Source organism: Arcticibacter sp. MXS-1 (assembly GCF_041902385.1).
Lineage (GTDB): Bacteria > Bacteroidota > Bacteroidia > Sphingobacteriales > Sphingobacteriaceae > Arcticibacter.
Genome location: NZ_CP169244.1, coordinates 1,989,518 through 2,007,935, shown reverse-complemented (window position 1 = coordinate 2,007,935; position 18,418 = coordinate 1,989,518). Strand labels below are relative to the sequence as shown.

Below are 18,418 nucleotides of genomic sequence, written 5' to 3'. Positions count from 1 at the left end.
TGTTTGAGATAAGAGGGGCACCCTTAATTTCACACAATTGGGTACCCCTGTAAACTATTTTGTATCAGAAGCCCGCTTCGGTCTTCTTATTGGCTTCGTTATTCTTTTGCCACTCAAGCTGAATACGCTCTGCCTCCGGATTGCCTTCAAAATCATGAGGCAGATTGGAGCTCATGGTCTCAGACAACGGAGTAGACTGAAGAATGAAGTCCTCATCATGACCTGGTTTACTGTAGTCATAAGGCCATCTGTAGACAGAAGGAATTTCGCCTGGCCAGTTTCCGTGAAGGTGCTCAACCGGAGTCGTCCATTCAAGTGTGTTGGCCTGCCATGGATTCTGAGTTGCCTTCTTACCATAAAAGATCGAATGGAAGAAGTTCCATAAGAATGCTATCTGACCGAGAGCCGCCATAATTGCAGCCCATGATACAAATTTGTTAACCGTCAGCCACTCCTTCATGAATTCAAACTCGGTGAATGCGTAGTAACGACGGGGAACGCCGTCCAGCCCCATGAAGTGCATCGGGAAGAACACCAGATACGCACCGAGGAAAGTTAGCCAGAAATGAAGATAAGCAAGCTTCTCATCCATCATTCTGCCATACATCTTAGGGAACCAGTGGTATACTCCGCAGAGCATTCCAAAGATCGCTGCCGATCCCATTACCAGGTGGAAGTGAGCTACAACGAAATAAGTATCATGAAGATTAATATCCAGAGATGCATTTCCAAGGAAGATACCGGTCAGACCGCCTGAGATAAACAGTGACACCATACCGATGGCAAACATCATAGCTGGCGTAAAACGGATATTACCGCGCCAGAGAGTAGCCAGCCAGTTAAACGTCTTTACCGCTGACGGAACCGCAATAATCAGGGTGGTAATCATGAACACCCCGCCCAGGAACGGATTCATACCAGTGACAAACATGTGGTGTCCCCACACGATGAAGGAAAGCACCGTAATACCGATAAGAGAATAAACCATCGCGTGATAACCGAAGATTGGCTTACGCGCATTAACCGACATCACCTCAGAAGCGATACCCATTGCAGGCATGATCACAATATACACTTCAGGGTGTCCCAGGAACCAGAATAAGTGCTGGAACAATACCGGACTACCACCCTGCTGCGGAAGGATCTGCCCTTGTATCACGATATCAGACAAATAGAAACTGGTGCCAGCGCTGCGGTCAAAGATCAGCAGCACAACGCCCGCAACAAGCACAGGGAAGGAAAGTACCCCGAGAACAGCTGTCAGGAAGAGGGCCCAGATCGTAAGCGGCATCTTCCACAGGTCCATCCCTTTGGTCCGCATATTCAGGATCGTGCTGATATAATTCAGCGATCCCATGAGTGAAGATGCAATAAATAAAACCATACTCACCAGCCAAAGGGTCTGTCCGGTTCCTGAACCAGAAATTGCCTTAGGCAAAGCTGAAAGAGGAGGATAGATGGTCCACCCCGCGCTGGCCGGTCCGCTCTCTACAAAGAAAGAAGCAATCATGATGACTGATGCCAGGAAGAAGAACCAGTACGACAACATGTTTACAAGCGGTGAAGCCATATCCCTGGCACCGATCTGTAAGGGAATGAGCAAATTGCTGAACGTTCCGCTCAGGCCCGCCGTCAGCACGAAGAATACCATGATGGTACCGTGAATGGTAACAAGCGCGAGATAAAAGTCCGGCTTTATTCTTCCGCCCTCTGCCCATTTACCGAGGAAAGTCTCCAGCAGCGGAAAGCTTTGATCGGGCCATCCAAGCTGAATACGGAAGAGGATCGACAGCAGCATCCCGATAACGGCCATGATGATACCGGTTACCAGAAACTGCTTGGCTATCATTTTATGGTCAAGGCTAAATACATATTTAGTCAAAAACGACTGATGATGATCATGATGGTGTTCATCATGATGATGCCCTGAATGTTCTAATGTATGATGAATCGGTGTACTTGACATATTCTCGACCTATCTGATTATTTATTTACCGCTAAATTATTAACTGGAGCTCCTTCAGGAGCCTGAGCCATCCGCTTCTGCATTTCTTTCTTCACATCGTCATTATAATACAAAGGCTGCTTTGCAATCCACTCGTTATATTCTTTCTCGTCCACAACTTTAACCTTATACTGCATATTGTAGTGGCCGGTGCCGCAGATCTTGTTACACAATAATACGAAGTCGAATGCGGCATTACCAGTCTTCTCACGCATTTCATCCGTTGTAAACCTTGGAGTGAACTGGAAGTAAGTTGGCATTCCCGGTACCGCGTTCATCTGAACTCTCATCTCAGGAATGTAAAAACTATGAAGGATATCCTTTGAGTTAATGGTAAAGCGCACTGGCCTTCCTTTTGGAAGCACAATCTCTCCTCCAAGCTTATCATCCCAGCTCTTCTTGTCTGTAAAGTCGATCCCCAGTGTATTCAACGGCGTGGTTAGCTTATAGTTCCTTACACCGAGCTGATTGTCACTGCCTGCATAGCGCACGTTCCACTTGAACTGCTCGCCCGTAACCTCTACCGATAAAGCTCTCTTCATCTCCTCATCGGGCGGATTGGTGATACTCCTCCAGGTAAAGAAACCGAACACAACAAGTGCAGTCAGAACCAGCGCAGGAATGATAGTCCAGAGACGTTCTATCGCATTATTATGAGGATAGAAATAAGCCTTTCTCTTCTCAGAACCTTTGTAACGGAACGAGAAGGTAAACAGCAGGGCCTGCGTGATCACAAACACAATAGTAGTGATCGTGATAGTCACCATCATCATCTGGTCGATGCGCTCGCCATGTACCGAAGCAGAAGGGCCAGAAGCAACATTTCCCCAGGTCTCATACGTCCAGTAAGTACCACCCAGCAGAGCTACCAGCGCTACAATAAACAGGAAGGCCTGAACATGGCTCCAGTTAACCGTGCCACGCTTGCCCTGAATCTCGCGGGTGAGCTCATAAACGCGTATTACTTTGCCAATCACTCCCAGGAAAATACAGAGCAGTACAAACAGGATTACATAGAATGCAGCCGATTTGTAAACGGCCGTATCCTTCACTACTTCATCAGCCGTTGCAAGCGTACTTTCATCGTCATTGACCGATTCCCCTACCGAAGTTGGGGTATCGCCTATCGTACCGGTAGCAGAGTTAATTTGCTGTGCTGTATCAGCAGCAACCTGGTCCCCTTCCTGTGCCGGAGACGCCTGCCGGGCAGCAACCTGTAAACTGCTTACCAGTAAGCAAAGAACAAGTACCGCAAAAAAACTCCTGAGCTTAAAAAACTTATTAAATCGCATTTCTTTTAATAATTCTTTACTTAAATCTTCTGTAAGCTAATACTATATTGAGTGATGCAGACTCTCTTCCAGGAACGGGTGGTTCTTCGGAACAAGAGGCTTCGTACTTAATTTCGACAGCATCAGGAAAGAGAACAGCCCGGCAAAGCCAATCGCTGTACCAATTTCCACGATACCAAATGCAGGGTGCTCCTCTACTGTCCCCGGCATCACCATGATATAGTAATCGAGCCAGTGACCTAACAGTAATAAGATACAAACAAACAACAACGTATTTGTTCTCCGCTTGGCATCTCTTGTCATCAGGATCAAAACAGGTGCAACAAAGTTGATCACGATATTCAGCCAGAACCATGGCTTGTAGTTATCTTCCCATCTCTTGTAGAAATAAACCGTCTCTTCGGGAATATTGGCGTACCAGGTAAGAAGGAACTGAGCAAACCACACATAGGTCCAGAAAATAGAGAATGCAAACACCAGCTTTCCAAGATCGTGGAAATGGCTGTCGTTAAGCCAGTTCATATATCCCGCTCTCTTAAGCAGAATGGCGGTTATGGTAATAACACACAAGCCGCTTACCCACATGGCAGCGAAATTGTACCAGCCGAACATGGTAGAAAACCAGTGAGCTTCAAGCGACATGATCGTATCGAACGACCAGATCGGTGTAGTAAAGCCGAAGATCACAAGGAAGATAGCGGAAATCTTGAAACTCTTTTTATAGTTGCTCAAACCGCCTTCGAGATCCTCATTGTTTGAGTATTTGGCGAGGGTTAATGCAAAGATGCTGTATATGCCCAGGAAGACAACCTGGCGGATCACGAAAAACGGAACGTTCAGATAAGCAGCCTTTCCAGCAATGATGGGATCGTATTCAGGGCTGGAAGGATCTGTGATGCCCTCATGATTCCAGTGATGATAAAGGTTGTGACTGAACAGACCCGCTACACAAACCAGGATCAGGATAACCGACGCAATTGGCAGCACCCTTGCAAAGGCCTGAGGAATCCGGAGCAGCCCGGCAGACCATCCAGCCTGCGCCACGTACTGCAGAGCCAGGAAGAACGCCCCTGCTGCGCACACAGATGTGAAATAATACGCCATCAGAAGCAGGTTGGCAAACGTGCGGACTGAATCATGAGTTAAAAACCCAAATCCGACAGATGCGACCCCGATCACAATGGCAATCAAACTCCAGGTCTTTGCTTTACCTGAGAATTCGTACTGCTGAGTAAAATTATGTGTATGATGATTGTGAGTTCCCATTTGGTTTAAACATTAACTATTGAAGTTTTTGCAATTCGTGAACGTACATAACGATTTTCCATCTCTCCGTAGGACTAAGTTGTGTACGATGCGGTCCCATCAGGTTTAACCCGTATGTGATCGTATGGAAGATCTTTCCGTCGGTGAGGTCCTTCATAGCCCCTCCACGTGAGGAAGTACCTTTTGAATAGGATGGCGGAGGAGGGAACTTCTCGAGCTTAATGATCTGTCCGTCACCCTGGCCCGTAGTACCGTGACAATGAGAACACATATGCAGGTAAAGGGTCCTTCCCTGCGCCAGGTTTTGCTGTGTAGCAGGAAGGGGATTCTTCAGGTTCGCACTGGCAGCCTCATAACCTTCAGGTGTGTTCGGATAGATATCGGTAACCGGATCATAGCCAACCGGCATTGTTCCGGGAGGAGGAAGCTGAGCGGTCTGACCGTTAGCAAAATTCTTGTTTGGCTGATCGGGGTTATAAGCGATCGGATCGTACATATTACGGGCAAACTCCAGGCCCGGACTTTTCTTGTCGCCACAGGAAGTAAGACCAGCTGCTACAGCAACCGTGAGGACCGCGGCACTTATTATCCTGAGCTTATTCATAACTAACATATTTCCTTTCATTATGCTTCACTTCTACAGCGCCGGCATTCTTTAAAAGATCTTCAATTTTATCATGGTAGGGATTTGCCTTCGCGTCTATCGCAATGACGAAGCGGTCATCAGTAGCCCTGAGATCCATTACCCGAGGCGCACGCCCCGGGAAGAAATGGTTAGCGTAGAAGAACGTGAACATCATACCATATGCGGCAAAAAGAACCGTCAACTCGAACGTTACCGGCACAAAATCCGGCATCGCGAACGCAGGCTTTCCCCCGATATTCATCGGCCAGTCATATACCAGCATGTAGTAAATCATGGAGATGGCTGTGATGGTTCCGGTGATGCCGAAGCAGAACGCCGCGATTGGCAGGCGGGAGCGCTTGTAGCCCAGCTTTTCCTCAATCCCGTGGATAGGCATCGGAGTATAAACATCGTAAATGCCTATGTTATTTTCCTGAAGCTTTTCAATGCCATGCATCATTTCATCAGGATCTTCAAAATGGCCTAATATATATTTAACGTTGCTCATTTCTTAAATATTCGCGTATTCAGACTTTTTAACACTATCGTATTTCTCAAGAGACTCCTGATAGAACTGAGCCTGCTCTTTATCTACCTTACCTTCTCTGATCAGTTTCTGCTTGGCCTGATCGCTCGAGCTCTTCAGGATCAGCTTCACTTCCGCCATCGCGATGCCCGGAAGGACGCGCAGGAACAGCAGGAAGAGTGTAAAGAATACTCCGATTGAACCGACAAAGAGAAGGACGTCGATCACTGTCGGATAGAACATCACCCAGCTTGAAGGGATGAAGTCGCGGTGAAGTGAGGTCACGATGATTACGAAACGCTCAAACCACATCCCAATGTTCACCACAATCGAAAGAACCCATGATGCCCAGATACTGGTGCGGATCTTCTTAAACCAGAACAGCTGAGGAGAAATCACGTTACAGGTCATCATACTCCAGTAAGCCCACCAGTACGGACCGCTGATACGGTTAAGGAAGGCGTACTGTTCGTACTCTACTCCCGAGTACCAGGCAATGAACAGCTCTGTCAAATAAGCGACACCTACAATAGAACCGGTCACGATGATCACCTTGTTCATTGACTCGATGTGGAACATGGTGATGTAGTTTTCCCACTTCATCACTTTCCGCGCTACCAGCAGCAGCGTCTGCACCATGGCAAACCCGGAAAAGATCGCTCCCGCTACGAAGTACGGAGGGAAGATGGTGGTGTGCCATCCCGGCTCCAATGAAGTAGCAAAGTCGAATGATACAATGGTGTGGACCGAAAGTACAAGCGGTGTTGAAACACCTGCAAGGATCAGAGACACTGCCTCAAAACGCTGCCAGTTCTTAACAGAGCCAGCCCATCCGAAAGAAAGGATCGAATAGATTCTCTTACGTGTGCCCGTTGCCCGGTCACGAATGGTAGCGATATCGGGAAGCAAGCCTGTGTACCAGAATACAAGTGATACAGAGAAATAAGTCGAGATCGCAAATACGTCCCAAACAAGAGGCGAGTTAAAGTTCACCCATAACGAACCGAATTGATTCGGCAACGGGAACACCCAATAAGCAAGCCACGGACGGCCCATGTGAGCGAAGATATACGTGGCTGCACAAATTACGGCGAAAATCGTCATCGCCTCCGCGGAGCGGTTGATGGAATTCCTCCAGTTCTGGCGGAACAGCAGGAGTACCGCCGAGATCAGTGTTCCGGCGTGACCGATACCTACCCACCATACGAAACCGGTGATATCCCAGGCCCAGCCTACGGTCTTGTTCAGACCCCACACACCTAAGCCTTCCCAGAAGGTATAGCTTATGGCAACAACCCAGATAAGCGCAAATACTACCGCAATCGTAAATCCGATCCACCAGGCTTTGTTGGGCTTATTTTCAACGGGTACCAGCACATCATTCGTAATCTTTGCATAGGTGATATTCTCACCCGTGATTAGCGGTTCCCTTAATATTGATTCGTTATGAGCTGACATAATATATTAAACTTCTTAAATGAAATCTATTAAGCTTCTACTGTATTTCTAACTTTAGTCTGATAACCAACGCCGGGCTGGGTGTTCAGCTCCTGCAGAACATAGTACGTACGTTCATTGCCAAGGGCTTTACGAACAGCTGATTCCGGATCATTGAAATCTCCAAAAATGATCGCTCCGGCGGTACAAGCCTGCTGACAAGCCATCATGATCTCACCATCCTTCAGCGGGCGCTTTTCAAGTTTAGCCTGCAAACGGCCACCCTGAATACGCTGGATACACATCGTACATTTTTCCATCACCCCGCGGGAGCGTGTAGTCACGTCAGGATTCAGGAGCAGCTGCGTAAATTCATTATTCAGGTAGTTGTCAAAGCGGGAGTCATTCCAGTAGTTAAACCAGTTGAAGCGGCGTACCTTGTACGGACAGTTGTTCGCACAATACCTTGTTCCAACACAGCGGTTGTAAGCCATGTGGTTCAAACCGTCTGAAGAGTGCATGGTTGCGATTACCGGACAAACTGTTTCACAAGGTGCGTGGTCACAATGCTGACAAAGCATGGGCTGATGTACCACAGAAACGTCGTCGAAATTGTCAAGCTTCTCAATCTCCTTCTCCTCGGTAACCGATTTGCCTCCTTCATTGAAGCTGTAGTAGCGGTCGATACGGATCCAGTGCATTTCTCTTCTGCGCCGTACCTCGTCTTTACCCACTACAGGGATGTTGTTTTCTACATTACAAGCGACAACGCATGATCCGCACCCCGTACAAGCGTTCAGGTCGATCGCCATCACCCAGCTGTGACCGATCTGTTTGTGCTCTGGCCACAGGTCGTACGTTTTATGCTCGCCCTGGTGCTTATCATTGCCCGCATGAGGGTCTTTCAGGTAATTCTTGAATGAAGTTTCGCGGATAACGGTACGGCCTTCGTAAGAATGGTGCGTCTGGGTTTGAGCAAGCTCCATCTTACCTCCTGCTTTGCTGACAGTAGCAGTTGTAAGCAGCTGAACCGTTCCGTTCACCATGCCTGCAAATGGATAAGCGTTCTTACCTACTTCGTTTCCTGCTTTGCCAGCCTTCGTACGGCCATAACCTACCGCAATGGATATAGTCCCTTTAGCCTGGCCAGGCTGTAAAAGGATAGGCAGAGTAACCGAATATCCGTTAGCTCCTTTGATTTCTACCAGGTCAAACTCTTCCCAGCCCTGCTCTTCTGCAAACTTAGGGGCTACAGCTGCATAGTTGTCCCAGGTTACTTTTGACACCGGGTCTGGCAATTCCTGAAGAAATGCGTTATTGGCGTGACGACCGTCGCGCATGGCTACACTTTCGTAAAGCTGAACTTCGATATCTTTCGCCAGAGCCCTGCTCTGCGCTCCGATTGTCTGAGCAGCAGCCGCCACATTTCCTGCAAAAGAATAGACGCCTGCAGGTTTCTCCCCGGTATAGACAAAGCCGGTCTGCAACAGCTGCTTCCAGCTCTTGCCTGCTGCAGGAAGAAGGTTCTTCTCCCAATAAGCCTTTACATACTGATAGTAGTTCTTCTGAGGGTTATTAGACCAGATCAGCAAGCTTTGTTCAGCCTGCCTTGTATTGAACACCGGATTGATGGTTGGCTGAATGATTGTATAGTAGCCTTCAAACGCGTTTTCATCTCCCCAGGCCTCCAGGTAACAGGCATTCGGCGCGATCACATTACAAAGCGATGCCGTTTCATCTTCGCGGTCAGCAAAGGAAACTTTCAGCGGTACTTTTGCCAGGGCATCGGTAAACGCCTTGCTGTTGAAATAAGAATACGCAGGGTTGGTATTAAGGAAGAATACTGCCCCTACCTCTCCGCGGCTCATTTCGCCGAGCAGAGAGGCAAAAGCCGCATCATTTCCCTGGTAGGTGTAAAATGGATTATCGAGGTCGATAGTAGTTCCATAACTTCCAAGTGCGGAGTTGATGGCGTTTACTACCGTCTGTATAGCTGCATCATTAGCACCCGCTACCACCAAAGCTCTTCCTCTTGCATTTTGGAGCTCCCTGGCAGCAAGTTTAATTGCCTTATCTGCTACAGGGTTGTTGGCTAACTGAGCGCCGCCCAGCTGCCCGCCCGTTACTGCATTGTACAGAGCCAGCACTGCCGGGCCCATTTCAGAAGGCTTAACCGGAACACGCGAATCGGCGTTTGTTCCCGTCATACTCATGCCTGTTTCGAACTGGATATGACGAGACATTTTGCCCTTCTTCAGAGAACCGCTGTTCCTGTTGCTCACGTATTGCCTGGTAAACTCTTCACCAGCGATCCAGGTTCCCAGGAAATCGGCGCCAAGACTCACAATTACATCGGCACGATCAAAACGGTAGCGCGGCAGAACAGCCTTTCCAAAGCTGCTTCCGTTGGCCTGAATGATGCCGGTATAAGAGACGGCGTCTGCCTGAACGTGAGCAGTGTTGGGATACTGGGCAGTAAAGTCTGCAATAACAGCCTTTGCTGAAGGACTATTTAATGTGGATGAAACGATGCGGATTTTCTTGCCTGAAGCCTGAATCTTGTTCAGCTCACCTCTTACGAATGCGTCAACGTCTTTCCATGAACTTTCTTCGTTGTTTAGTTTTGGTCCCTTTAACTTCGAAATATCATACAGATCAAGTACTGATGCCTGAGTAGTGGCGTCCGTACCGTGATTACCATAAAGACCGGCTGCATTTCCTTCAACCTTGATAGGCCGGCCTTCGCGGGTCTTCACAAGAATGCTCTGACCGTTGTGACTGGACACATAAAAATTAGGAACCCCTGGAGTTACCTCCTCTGGCTTGATCAGATAAGGAATTGATTTATGGACCGGAGCAGTCTGGCAGGCAGCCAGCGACACTGCGCCTAATCCAAAGCCGAGGGCCTTTAAAAAGTCGCGGCGGGGAGTAACAGTATTAAGTCCGGATTCGCTCAGAACGTCCTCCAGAGGAAGCTCTTCAGCAAACTCATTCTTATTTTTTTCTGCAAATTCCGGAGTCCTCTGCAGTTCATCTAAACCTTTCCAGTATTTTTTATTGCTTTCCATTTAAGCTATATAAACTGTATTCGAATTCTTTAAATTATTAATAGTGACACTTTCCACACTCCAGACCACCTAAAGCAGCCGGTGTAACTTTCTCGCCTTTCTTCACCTGATCGTGCACGGCAATGATCTTATCATAATAAGCATTACCCTTATAGTTCACGTCCTTGGTGCGGTGACACTCCACACACCATCTCATCGTCAGAGGAGAGGCCTGGTAAACCTCAGCCATCGTCTGAATCGGGCCGTGACATTGCTGACATTGCAAACCGCCAACTGAAACGTGCTGAGAGTGATTAAAATAGGCGAAATCCGGAAGATTATGGATACGTACCCACTGGATAGGCTTCGGATTGTCCCCATATTTCTTAGACTGCGGATCGTAATCCAGGGCCTTGTAGATCTTCATGATCTCAGGGGAGATTTCGCCATTATATTTCTCTGTAGCCTGAACGTAGTTGTGACAGTTCATACATACATTGAGAGGAGGAATAGATGCATTTTTTGACTTGTAAGCACCGAAGTGACAGTACTGACAATCGATTTTGAGAGTACCTGCGTGAAGCTGGTGAGAATATTTGATCGGCTGCGTAGGCTGATATCCCTGGTGTACCCCAGTGTTCCACATTACCTTCCATCCCCAGGAACCGAAGAATATGATCAGGAGAACGGTAACGAAGAATACCAACTTCTTGTTTTTTGACAGCCTTCTGAACTTTGCAGCCGCACTTTCCCCTTCAACAACCGGCTCTTCCTCAATCACAACGCCCTGCTTCTGAAGAAGCAATCTTTCGAGGGTCTTGATCACCCGGTTCAGAACCAGAATCACCAGCAAAGCGATGATCACGACCACGGCAAGCCCGCCCAGCATGAAGTTACTCACCCCCGCTGCTTTCGCCGCCGGCGTTGCTTCCGCCTTGTGCACCACCCTGTGCCGCAGCTCCGCCTTCCGGCTTATCGCCCTCTACCTGAATGTAAGCAAGGATGTTCCGTACATCGTCATCACTCAGCTCCGGAAAAGGAGTCATCACGGTCTTGTTGTATTCGTTGAATACTTTCACCGCAGCAGGGTCACCGGCCGCTACCAGTGCCTGTGAGTTCTTGATCCACTTAATCAGCCATGCTTCGTCATGACGCTCATGGACCCCCTTGAGGGCAGGCCCCACAACCGTCCGGTTCATGGCGTGACAGGAAGTACACTTTTGCTTAAAAAGAGACGCTCCCGCGTTCGCGTCGCCCTTCGCGGCTGCACCTGCAGAGGCAGCTGTAGCCGCTCCGGCGGTACTTTGCTCAGCAACTGGATTTGCATCAGTAGCATTTTGCGCGTTTGCCTGAATACCGAAACTTAGAGCAGAAACTAAGATTAATGATTTTGCAACACTTCTAAAAACCAATGAGATGCTTCTCATATTACTATTTTACGATAATTTTAAAATGTAAAATTGAAATTGTGTTTTAAATCACAATTTCGGATGACAAAAGTATAATTTATTAAATGATCTGTGACATTTAGATGACCTGTAAAAATAATTTATATTCGTTCTAAATAATACAGAAAAAGGCGCTTTATTCATAAATAAAGCGCCTTTTTATCGACTATTTACTTACTGATACTATTGTATACAGTTTGGAATTAATTCGGTTTTTATTATTGTTTCAAAACCCATGCAAAGATCAGCGGCGCTACAATTGTCGCATCCGATTCTACTATGAACTTAGGGGTGTGGATGTCCAGTTTACCCCATGTGATCTTTTCATTCGGTACAGCACCTGAATACGACCCGTACGAGGTAGTAGAGTCTGAGATCTGACAAAAATAGCTCCAGAAAGGCACATCATGCATTTCCAGGTCCTGATAGAGCATAGGCACTACGCAGATAGGGAAGTCGCCCGCAATCCCGCCGCCGATCTGGAAAAAGCCGATACCTTTTCCGCCACAGTTGCCACGGTACCAGTCAGCCAGCCAGGTCATATACTCAATGCCGCTCTTCATGGTAGAAGCCTTAAGCTCGCCCTTGATCACGTAAGAAGCGAAGATATTACCCATTGTGCTGTCTTCCCATCCCGGAACGATGATGGGCAGGTTCTTCTCAGCCGCAGCAATCATCCAGCTGTGCTCTACAGGGATCTCGTAATCCTCCTTCATCACGCCGCTCAGAAGCAGCTTGTACATATATTCGTGAGGGAAATACCGCTCGCCTTTCTCCTCGGCATCTTTCCAGATCTTGAAGATATGACGCTGTATCCTTCTGAAGGCTTCCTCTTCAGGAATACAGGTATCGGTAACCCGGTTATAACCGTTTTCCAAAAGATCCCATTCTTCTTTCGGACTCAGGTCGCGGTAATTAGGAACCCTCTTGTAGTGCGTATGAGCCACCAGGTTCATAATATCTTCCTCGAGGTTGGCTCCTGTGCAGGAAATAATTGCCACCTTGTCCTGTCTGATCATTTCTGCCAGAGAAATACCGAGTTCGGCAGTACTCATAGCTCCCGCCAGGGTGATCATCATCTTTCCACCCTCTTCCAAATGCACTTCATACCCCTTAGCTGCATCAACCAATGCTGCAGCATTAAAATGGCGGTAGTTCTTTTCTATAAACTGAGAAATAGGTCCTCTTTCCATAATTTCTTGATTAAGCCTGCAAAATTACAATTTTTAGATACTTTCGTTAAATAGTATTCTCCCCTTTATTTACGTTAAAAATTGACATTCACTGCTGAACACCCGTAATTTGCACCTTAATACTTCAAATATTTTATGTTTAAAACCAGCTCATTAAGCTTTCTACCGGTCGGCATCCTCATCTGCCTTGCCTCTTGCAAGGACCAGACGAAAACCTTTGCCGAACACGACCCTGTTTACAAGAACATTGATTCAACTGTAAGTCCCGCGCAAGATTTCTTCCGCTACGCCAACGGCGCATGGCTGAAGAGCAATCCGGTACCCGCAGCCTATCCTTCCTGGGGGATCGGCAACCTCATCGTAGAAGAAGTACGCGAGAAGCTGAAAAAGATCAGCGTCGATGCCATGAACGCCAACGCTCCTCAGGGAAGCGACAAGCAGAAGATCGGCGACTTCTATTTCTCCGGAATGGATACGGTCGGCATTGAACGCCAGGGCATCGCCCCTCTGAAAGAGCAGATGCAAAAGATCGACCAGATGAAAAGTGTCGCAGAAGTGCCTCTGGTGTCTGCAGCAATGAATGGTATCGGAGCAGGCAGCCTGTTCAGAACCTATGTAGGGCAGGACGATAAGAACAGCGAAAAGATGATGCTCCAGTTCTACCAGGGGGGCCTGGGCATGCCAAACCGTGACTACTACGTTAACACCGACAAGCGCACGGCGGACATACGGGAGGATTATCGCAACAGGCATTTGCCAACTATGCTCTCACTCTCCGGCCTGCCGCAAGCGCAGGCAAAGAAAGCTGCAGAGGAGGTATTTGCTATCGAAACCTACCTTGCGCAAAACTCGCGGAAACTTGAGGACCTGCGCGATCCCTATAAAAACTACAACAAGTACGCTGCAGGCAAACTGGAAAGCGCAATTCCCGGCTTAGCATGGCCGCAGGTGCTTAACAGCCTGCAAATAAAAAAAGCAGACTCAGTGATCATCGGTCAGCCGGAGTACTATCAGGCCGTCAGCCAGGCCCTGAAAAAATTCCCGCTTGAGGCGTGGAAGGCTTACCTGCGCTGGCACCTGGTATCATCCTTCGCTCCTTACCTGAACAAGGCAATAGAAACAGAGGACTTCCGCTTCTATCAAACCTCTGTAAGAGGAGTAAAAGAACAGCTGCCCAGATGGAAGAGAGTGCTCACAACAGAGAACGACCTGCTCGACGAGCTCCTGGGACAGTTGTTTGTGAAAGACTACTTTCCTGAGAAAACGAAGAAAAGATATGAAGATCTCGTAGAGGCGGTAAGAGTCACTTATCGTGAACATATTAACAAACTCGACTGGATGGGAGCCGAAACAAAGAAGAAGGCCCTCCTCAAGCTCGACAAGATGAAAGCCAAAGTAGGCTATCCTGACAAGTGGAAAGACTACTCAAAGCTCATGATAGATCGTAAAAGCTACGCAGGAAACGTGCTGCGCGCCAACCAGTGGCAATACCAGCATAATATCGATCGCCTGGGCAAGCCGGTGGATCACTCAGAATGGAACATGGCTCCTCAAACTTACAACGCCAACTACAGTCCCTCCAACAACGAGATCACGCTGCCAGCTGCTATATTCCTGATTCCGGGAGCAAAGGATGAAAACGTAGATGATGCGGTAGTTTACGGATATGCGGCGGCGTCAACAATCGGACACGAGATCACCCACGGCTTTGACGACCAGGGAAGACAATACGACGAGAAGGGTAACCTCCGCTCCTGGTGGACAGCAGAAGACTCGGTTAAATTTTCGAAAAAGGCGGACATGCTGGCAAAACAGTTTAGCAGCTATGTGGTGCTCGACAGCCTGCATGTGAACGGAAAGGCAACACTGGGCGAAAATATAGCCGACCTCGGCGGAATTGTCCTTGGCCTTGATGCCTTCAAGAAAACGGAGCAGTACAAAGAGAACAAGCCAATCAACGGACTCAGCCCGCTGCAGCGCTTCTTCCTCGGCTACGCATTAGGCTGGCTTTATAACACACGGGACGAAAACCTGGCAAATCAGATCATGACGGACGTGCACTCACCGGCGTTCCTCCGCGTAAACGGTCCTTTCTCAGATGTCACAGAATTTTACAAAGCCTTCGGAGTAAAGAAAGGCGACGCTCTGTGGCTCCCCGAAGATAAAAGGGTTCAGATCTGGTAAGCCTGAACTAAACTACCCCTCAGGAGCCGGAAAAGGAAGAAAATCCTCCCGGCTCCTGATGTAAATATGTTCCGGGAGCCGGCCAAAGACATACGTCACCACGGGACAAAGCCACATCTTATGATTGACCCGGCTATTCCGATAGTGTTCAAGCAGATAATCGCCGTGCTCCCCATGATATCCCTGGATTAGCTTCAGCACATCTGCTTCTTCAAAATCTGCATCAGAAACTGTCAGAACACAAACTGTTCGGCCCTCAGCAATCCGCTCAAGCATCGTGTCCGCACCGGCAACCATCTGCAGGTCCGCTTTCGGCCCCGGGTACTCGGGCAACACAACATACCACCTGCCCGACGGCTCCCTTTCAAATTTCAGATCACGCTTCATCATTCTGCTTTCTCTGTATATGAACAAATTTCGCTCCAGCAGGCTTACTTCCTCAGGGTCCGAAGTGTGATTGAATACCGCGTATGCTTCACAGGAGAAATGCTATGTTCCCAGTTACTGCGCGACTCGCCTTTCATCACATACAAGGAACGGCGACTCACAGGAATTGAAATCAGAGATTTACGGCTTTGCCTGGCCTTCTCGTAGGGTCTGAAACGAAAGCTGCAATCTGCTAAGAGAGAAATACCTGCAATGATATCAAAAGGAGGTGCATCGCGATGCCAGTTGATCACCGCCCCCTCCGGATACTCGGTCACAAGAAGCTCGCCCACTTCTTCTTCTTTAACCTTCAGGAACTCGGCCACCCGCGAAACAAGGAACAGAAAAGCCGGGGGTATGTCCCTGCCTTTCGAGAGCTCCCTGCTTTCGAAGCTCCAGTCGTAGCCAAAACTGGCCACCTTCCTCTTCGCCTCATAACCATGGAAGTTGAACGTATGAAGCTCTGTTTCCGCTATTGCCTTGAGCAATTGGTCCTCTTCCGACTCAGTAATAAAGCCGGAAGTATAAAAAAAGCCCTGCGGCACGGTCGGCTCAGTGGGGAATAACGTATTCATAACTAAAAGCTTTCTTCTCTGGGCCTTTCGTCTTATAGTTCCTGCCCACCTGCCAGTTGCAAGAACAATACCAGGAAGCTTTGCTACTGCCGCAGCTTGCTGGATAAAGACACCGATTTCAACTCTATTTTCTTGCATTTTGATTAAGTTTTATTTGTTAATTCCTGTTCGTGCCATTTTTTTTCATCGCTAGTGCTATCCGACGGAACAAACGTAGAGAACAAATTCGCAGCAAGCTAATTTTCAGGACCGCGTGTCCGGAATTGTCTGGATTTGTCTTGAATTGTCCGGATTTGTCAGGCTAAAAAAACAGGTACGTCCCCAATTTCAGGCCCCGCCGCCCTGGACGAGTTCGGGAATGCCGGCAGACAAGTTCGCCCCTTGCCTACCTTTTCTATAACATTTCTCCGATGCCGCTTCAATCCGGCTCCGATGCCACCCGGAGAAAATTCGAAGCGGCGCCGGAGCGGCATTGTAAAAAGATAAACGCCAGGGCGCAGAAGTCTCGCACCAGTCCCGCACCTGTCTCAGGGAAGGCAGGCAACCACCCCTCTCCCCGGCCAGGTCAGGAGTTCGAAAGGAAGGTTCTGCCACTGGTATGACACAGCCTCACTGACCGGAATACGTCCAGGAGATGAACCGTATTTCCCTCAGATTCGCGTCGCCGGAACGGTCAAATACCCGCCAGAGACGATCTGTTTGTAAGAGAACACTTCATCCCTCTTGCGGCCTTATTCGCCACTATAGAGAGCGCTGTTAGGCCGATTGCAGGAATTCTTGAAAGTGTATCTGTTTCTTTAATGGGCACAAAGAACCGTTGAGCTTCATCTCCCGCTTGGGAGCACAGCATATGGATGCATTTTTAGCAGAACTCTGATGTGACTGCCTTACTTATGAAGGAATAACCGGCGTCTAAAGGAGTTTAGGACCAGCGCGGGACGAAAAACAGGAGCCCAGGCTTTGGATGCTGTATTGCCAGTCAGGTGTGCACGAAGCCTGCCTTGAACATGAGCAAGCACTTCCTCCTTCTGCACTTCCCCATGCTCCCTGATGCCGTTTAAAAGCCTCAGCGATAACACAGCCAGGAGCCCCCTATCACAAAGAAAAAGTTCAGTCCTTTCAGGTCAAAGATCTGAATAATGGTAGTTGCGCCAGCACCTTCCCAGCGGATGCGCCAGGCAAGTTCGTGATGAGAAAAGAAATCGCCGAGAAGACCGCCGATCAAAGGCGCAGAGGCTGCACATAATGAAACGATAATATTCTTTACCGCCATATACGTCATTGCATCCTCGCGGGGAGCCAGTTTAATGCCAATGTTATTGATTGAGAGATTGATGCCCGCTGTGGCAATACCACTGAAGATGTTAATAAAAGCAAGCAGAACAACGCTGTACAGTTTATCCTCAGGAAGCGCGGTAAACGCCATGGCGAAAATGCAGGCGATATATACCGGCGCACAGAGGCGGATAACGGTCTTATTACTATAACTATCGGCATACCTTCCCCAGACCTTCAGCGACAGGATGCTGCTCAGCTGTCCAAGAATAGTAAAGGCCATTACGTAAGACAAAGGCAAACCGATGGTCTTCATCATGTAGACAGAGAAAAAAGGTACCGCCAGATCCAGCGCGAAGCTCCAGAACGAGTTGAACACGATCAGCTTTCTGAAGTTGGTGTCGTTTAGCGGCTTGTTAAACGAGCCAAAGAGATCACCCTGCAGCTGCTCACCTTTAGGCTCAGGAGCTCTTGAAAGGAGGTAAACACCCAGCATCCCTACACCGGCTCCCAGCAGAAACATCACGAAGTACGTGAGGTTCAGCATATCGGGATGGTGTACCTTCATGAAATCTATGAAAAACGCCACGAGCAAGCTGGTGGTGATACTCAGAATCTGCATAAGCCGCGTCCGGTGAGAGAAGTACTGACCGAGCACTTTCTCAGGTACCAGGTCCTTCATCCAGGAGTTCCAGCTGGCAGACGCTAATGATCCAAAGAAATAGTGGAGAGTCAGCAATGCGATCAGAAAGTTGACACTGGCTCCTTTCCCAAAAACAAAGGGAATAGCGCCGATCGCCAGAAGTGCAAGTCGCGCCACAAATGAAGTAAGCACTGCAATGGCGCGCCGGTTATTATACTTCTGGACGAGCCAGATAGACAGCAGCTGAAATACGTTTGTGAAGATAGGCAGCGAAGCGAGCAGACCAATCTGAAAGTTGGAAGCCCCCATGAAAACCGCCATGGAGACCAGGAACGTCCCTCCAGTCAAATTAACCATTGCTTCCCCGGCAAGGCTTTCCCGTACAATATACTTGAGTCCCGTTTGGGTCTGAGCTTCTGAGAGTTTTTCTGAGGGAGATAGAAATTTCATAGCATAGGAGCGTTTGTCTCCTCTTA

At 48.4% G+C, this 18,418-nt stretch carries 14 protein-coding genes; 1 reads left to right on the top strand and 13 read right to left on the bottom strand.

What is annotated here, in order from left to right:
* Positions 1 to 64: 64 nt before the first annotated feature.
* The 10 genes from ACES2C_RS08685 to ACES2C_RS08640 form a co-directional block, all read right to left on the bottom strand.
* Positions 65 to 1,966: a cbb3-type cytochrome c oxidase subunit I gene (locus tag ACES2C_RS08685; RefSeq protein ID WP_374166558.1), complete on the bottom strand. Its 1,902-nt coding sequence runs from the start codon at positions 1,964 to 1,966 to the stop codon at positions 65 to 67.
* Positions 1,967 to 1,983: 17 nt separating this feature from the next.
* On the bottom strand, positions 1,984 to 3,297 hold the full coding sequence (locus tag ACES2C_RS08680; protein WP_374166557.1) for a cytochrome c oxidase subunit II: 1,314 nt from the start codon (positions 3,295 to 3,297) through the stop codon (positions 1,984 to 1,986).
* 42 nt (positions 3,298 to 3,339) lie between these two features.
* Positions 3,340 to 4,563, bottom strand: a complete 1,224-nt coding sequence (locus tag ACES2C_RS08675; protein WP_374166556.1) for a quinol:cytochrome C oxidoreductase — start codon at positions 4,561 to 4,563, stop codon at positions 3,340 to 3,342.
* A gap of 16 nt (positions 4,564 to 4,579) precedes the next feature.
* Positions 4,580 to 5,167 carry a cytochrome c gene (locus ACES2C_RS08670; protein ID WP_374166555.1) on the bottom strand — a complete coding sequence of 196 codons (588 nt, stop codon included), beginning with the start codon at positions 5,165 to 5,167 and terminating at the stop codon, positions 4,580 to 4,582.
* Complete coding sequence (locus tag ACES2C_RS08665) at positions 5,160 to 5,696, bottom strand: DUF3341 domain-containing protein (RefSeq protein ID WP_374166554.1); 537 nt, start codon at positions 5,694 to 5,696, stop codon at positions 5,160 to 5,162. Before ACES2C_RS08665 ends, ACES2C_RS08670 begins: the two co-directional genes overlap by 8 nt.
* 3 nt (positions 5,697 to 5,699) lie before the next feature.
* Positions 5,700 to 7,172, bottom strand: a complete 1,473-nt coding sequence (nrfD, locus tag ACES2C_RS08660) for an NrfD/PsrC family molybdoenzyme membrane anchor subunit (protein WP_374166553.1) — start codon at positions 7,170 to 7,172, stop codon at positions 5,700 to 5,702.
* Positions 7,173 to 7,201: 29 nt separating this feature from the next.
* A complete protein-coding gene (locus ACES2C_RS08655; RefSeq protein ID WP_374166552.1) occupies positions 7,202 to 10,219 on the bottom strand; it encodes a TAT-variant-translocated molybdopterin oxidoreductase in 3,018 nt (1,005 codons plus the stop codon).
* A 37-nt stretch (positions 10,220 to 10,256) separates the two neighbouring features.
* Complete coding sequence (locus tag ACES2C_RS08650) at positions 10,257 to 11,099, bottom strand: cytochrome c3 family protein (RefSeq protein ID WP_374166551.1); 843 nt, start codon at positions 11,097 to 11,099, stop codon at positions 10,257 to 10,259.
* A complete protein-coding gene (locus ACES2C_RS08645) occupies positions 11,092 to 11,625 on the bottom strand; it encodes a c-type cytochrome (protein WP_374166550.1) in 534 nt (177 codons plus the stop codon). Before ACES2C_RS08645 ends, ACES2C_RS08650 begins: the two co-directional genes overlap by 8 nt.
* A gap of 239 nt (positions 11,626 to 11,864) precedes the next feature.
* Positions 11,865 to 12,839 carry a deoxyhypusine synthase family protein gene (locus tag ACES2C_RS08640; RefSeq protein ID WP_374166549.1) on the bottom strand — a complete coding sequence of 325 codons (975 nt, stop codon included), beginning with the start codon at positions 12,837 to 12,839 and terminating at the stop codon, positions 11,865 to 11,867.
* A gap of 135 nt (positions 12,840 to 12,974) precedes the next feature.
* On the opposite strand from ACES2C_RS08640, the gene ACES2C_RS08635 reads away from it, so the two are divergent.
* Entirely contained in the window at positions 12,975 to 15,023 is a 2,049-nt protein-coding gene (locus tag ACES2C_RS08635; RefSeq protein ID WP_374166548.1) for a M13 family metallopeptidase, read from the top strand.
* A gap of 12 nt (positions 15,024 to 15,035) precedes the next feature.
* Here ACES2C_RS08635 and ACES2C_RS08630 read toward each other — a convergent pair whose 3' ends face one another.
* From ACES2C_RS08630 to ACES2C_RS08620, 3 genes are all read right to left on the bottom strand, one after another.
* Complete coding sequence (locus ACES2C_RS08630; RefSeq protein ID WP_374166547.1) at positions 15,036 to 15,413, bottom strand: DUF6717 family protein; 378 nt, start codon at positions 15,411 to 15,413, stop codon at positions 15,036 to 15,038.
* A 41-nt stretch (positions 15,414 to 15,454) separates the two neighbouring features.
* On the bottom strand, positions 15,455 to 16,162 hold the full coding sequence (locus ACES2C_RS08625) for an alpha-ketoglutarate-dependent dioxygenase AlkB (protein ID WP_374166546.1): 708 nt from the start codon (positions 16,160 to 16,162) through the stop codon (positions 15,455 to 15,457).
* Between the two features lie 928 nt (positions 16,163 to 17,090).
* Entirely contained in the window at positions 17,091 to 18,392 is a 1,302-nt protein-coding gene (locus ACES2C_RS08620; RefSeq protein ID WP_374166545.1) for an MFS transporter, read from the bottom strand.
* Positions 18,393 to 18,418 lie beyond the last annotated feature (26 nt).

Excerpts from the sequence above, each read along its gene's own strand:
- ACES2C_RS08680 (WP_374166557.1), bottom strand. The coding sequence starts at position 3,297 with ATGCGATTTAATAAGTTTTTTAAGCTCAGGAGTTTTTTTGCGGTACTT.
- ACES2C_RS08630 (WP_374166547.1), bottom strand. The coding sequence starts at position 15,413 with ATGATGAAGCGTGATCTGAAATTTGAAAGGGAGCCGTCGGGCAGGTGG.
- ACES2C_RS08620 (WP_374166545.1), bottom strand. The coding sequence starts at position 18,392 with ATGAAATTTCTATCTCCCTCAGAAAAACTCTCAGAAGCTCAGACCCAA.
- ACES2C_RS08625 (WP_374166546.1), bottom strand. The coding sequence starts at position 16,162 with ATGCAAGAAAATAGAGTTGAAATCGGTGTCTTTATCCAGCAAGCTGCG.
- ACES2C_RS08675 (WP_374166556.1), bottom strand. The coding sequence starts at position 4,563 with ATGGGAACTCACAATCATCATACACATAATTTTACTCAGCAGTACGAA.
- ACES2C_RS08685 (WP_374166558.1), bottom strand. The coding sequence starts at position 1,966 with ATGTCAAGTACACCGATTCATCATACATTAGAACATTCAGGGCATCAT.
- ACES2C_RS08655 (WP_374166552.1), bottom strand. The coding sequence starts at position 10,219 with ATGGAAAGCAATAAAAAATACTGGAAAGGTTTAGATGAACTGCAGAGG.
- nrfD (WP_374166553.1), bottom strand. The coding sequence starts at position 7,172 with ATGTCAGCTCATAACGAATCAATATTAAGGGAACCGCTAATCACGGGT.
- ACES2C_RS08635 (WP_374166548.1), top strand. The coding sequence starts at position 12,975 with ATGTTTAAAACCAGCTCATTAAGCTTTCTACCGGTCGGCATCCTCATC.
- ACES2C_RS08645 (WP_374166550.1), bottom strand. The coding sequence starts at position 11,625 with ATGAGAAGCATCTCATTGGTTTTTAGAAGTGTTGCAAAATCATTAATC.
- ACES2C_RS08665 (WP_374166554.1), bottom strand. The coding sequence starts at position 5,696 with ATGAGCAACGTTAAATATATATTAGGCCATTTTGAAGATCCTGATGAA.
- ACES2C_RS08670 (WP_374166555.1), bottom strand. The coding sequence starts at position 5,167 with ATGAATAAGCTCAGGATAATAAGTGCCGCGGTCCTCACGGTTGCTGTA.
- ACES2C_RS08640 (WP_374166549.1), bottom strand. The coding sequence starts at position 12,839 with ATGGAAAGAGGACCTATTTCTCAGTTTATAGAAAAGAACTACCGCCAT.